At 65.2% G+C, this 2,546-nt stretch carries 3 protein-coding genes; 2 read left to right on the forward strand and 1 reads right to left on the reverse strand.

Annotated elements, in window-relative coordinates:
• Positions 1-546, forward strand: a 546-nt coding sequence (locus tag AB0O34_RS36610; protein WP_363923571.1) for a transposase, incomplete at its 5' end; no start/stop codon positions are given.
• Positions 547-760: 214 nt separating this feature from the next.
• On the forward strand, positions 761-1,738 hold the full coding sequence (locus AB0O34_RS36615) for an RDD family protein (RefSeq protein WP_363923573.1): 978 nt from the start codon (positions 761-763) through the stop codon (positions 1,736-1,738).
• 410 nt (positions 1,739-2,148) lie between these two features.
• Here the strand turns inward: AB0O34_RS36615 and AB0O34_RS36620 are convergent.
• On the reverse strand, positions 2,149-2,546 hold a 398-nt coding region (locus tag AB0O34_RS36620), incomplete at its 5' end, for a phosphotransferase (protein WP_363923575.1).

Below are 2,546 nucleotides of genomic sequence, written 5' to 3' on the forward strand. Positions count from 1 at the left end.
TCGGACTATTACCACCCTATCGGGCGGTATGTCCGGAATCTCTGGAGCACCTCAAAGCTCCGCAGTCGCGGCTTCCTCGGCAGCAAACGCACCCTACGCAGGCTCACCGCCCAGTTGCGGGCCTCAACCGCCGCAGCGACGCAGCCGCCGGCACCGAAAGTACGCGAGGTCACCGGCTGGATCGTCACCCGCCCCGAAAAGAACACCGCCGAGGACCTGGCCAAGCTCCAACGAATCAACGACCGTTGTCCCGAACTAGCCTCCGTCACCACGCTGACCCGCGAGTTCGCTGAGATGCTCGTCCAACTGCGCGGCAAGGACCTCGAGGCATGGACCGAGCGCGCTGAAGCCAGCCCCGCCCGAGAACTCCGCGCGTTCGCCACCGGACTGCGGCGCGACTGGACCGCCGTCAAAGCCGGACTCACTCTGCCCCACAGTTCAGGAACGGTCGAGGGCAACGTGAACCGCATCAAAATGATCAAGAGGGTCATGTTCGGACGCGCCAACCCAGACCTCCTCCGCATCCGTGTCCTGCTCGGAGACTGACCAACGCGATCACGGAAAGTGGGCCAGACCCACACGCACTTGGCCGTTGACACCTGGGTAGCCGGGGCGCTGGCGTTGAGCGCGAAGAGCGGGGTGAACCACGCTTGGCCATCAGCGCATCCTGTACCGAGATCGCTAAGGTGTGTGCCCAATCTTTGGAAGGACCGCCTTGTCGAACTTCCCCCAGTTGTCGAGACCTGCGTTATGGATCTGGATGGTGGCAACGGCCGTCGCTGCCTTCCCGACGTGGGAGGAGTGGCGCTTTCGGCTCCAGACCGGCGGGGACGAGTTCCGCGCTTGCATCGGCTGGGGACCATGGGAGACTTCACCGCTGAATCCCCTGCGAGGCGATCTTGATGCGATCATGCAGAACGTGGAGGCGTGGGCCGTTCCCGCGCTGCTGGTCTTGGTGGGATTTCTCGCCTGCCTGGGGCGCAGGGATGCACGGAGCGTGGGGCGCCTAACAGCAGGCCTTCTCATTTTGATCGCGGTCATCGAACCGGCTACCCCCGCCTACGCCTCTCCGGACGGCTGTGGCGGCTTGATCCCTATCCTCAGTGCCGAGTGGTTCACCACAGTGATGAGCAGTTGGGGAAGCACCCAGCTCTGTCTCCTGGGCGCCGCCACGCTCGTCCTCCTCGCCACCAGGATGACGAGCGCCGCCACCTCCTCGGAACGGTCGGCGGTTGCTACATCGACCGGTGTGACCTGGCGCCGACTGGTGGCGCTACTGGTGGACTACACCATCGTTGTCGTGACCCTTCCCTTCGCCATCCCACCCATCCTGTTCCTGACCGGCATCGACAGCTCCCCCTCGATCCACCCGACCTGGGGACTCTTGAACTCGTTGGGCCTCTCCCTGGTCAGCGTAGATCCCGACCGGTTGATCGCCCTGTCTGCGATTTTTCTGTACTTCTGGGGGCAACACAGCCTGTGGGGACAGACGCCGGGCAAGCGACTGCTGCGGATCCGCCTCGTCTACGCACGGGAACCAGTGCGGCCGATGGCGGGAAGGATGGCCCTCCGTACGCTGCTCTTTCCGCTCTTGGTGTTCACACCGGTCGCCGGGCCGCTCGCTCTCATCGTGGACGTCCTGTGGGCGCTCCTCGACCCCGACGGCCGAACACTTCACGACCGCTTGGCGAACACCGAAGTCACACGCCGAGTACCAAACGTCCAGCCCCAGACGTAGCAGAACCGATAACTCCTTTCTGCCAGCGTCGCTCCGGCTTCGGGGTGATCGCCAAGGGTTTGCGCATCACCGCCGGTCGGTGAATGGTGGAGGGCGTGTCGATACCTCTCACTCACGATCGCCCATCGGGGTCGGCCACGCACGGGTCGGGGACGACCGACGGGCCGGAGGGGTGCGGTGCAGGTCGGGAGGGTGATCCTGTAGGGCGCGCCACCTATGACCTTGACCCACAACCCCTTGTTTGGCCCACCGGTTCTCAGACCGAACTGCGCGAGGCTCGCGGGATGATGGCGAGCGTCGTCGCGGCCGCCACCTCGGCGACCTCCGCCTTCAGCAGCCAGTGAGACGCCGGTCGCCTGCGCCGGGTTGGCCCTGGTCGGCTGCCCGGTTGGAGTGACAGGTGACCGGGCCTACCATCCAGTGTGGTATCTCGTCCAAGCGATGGCGGCGGCTGCTGCCCGGCGCTGGTAGTTGCGTAGGTTCGGTACTCCTGGCGGTGCGGGCTGCCGGCTCATGCGAGTCCAGTAGCCGGCGTATGCGGCCGCGTAACTGGTGATCACGTCTGAAGGAACGAGATCCCAGGCCCGGGCGCCGGCCAGCGCCTTTTCGGCGGCTCCCGGAGTGTTGCCGGCCATGATCAGGTGGGGTACGAGGTCTGTGATGTCCTGCCAGGCGGCGCCCTGGCACGGTTGAGCCCAGTCCACGACGAACCCGGTTCTGTCGCTCGTGGTGATGAGCAGGTTGTCTGGACGAATATCCCCATGGACCAAGGTGCTGCCGTCCGCATGCCGCCCCCAAAGGGTTTCCA

The organism is Sphaerisporangium sp. NPDC088356, from assembly GCF_040685555.1.
Taxonomy (GTDB): Bacteria; Actinomycetota; Actinomycetes; order Streptosporangiales; family Streptosporangiaceae; genus Sphaerisporangium.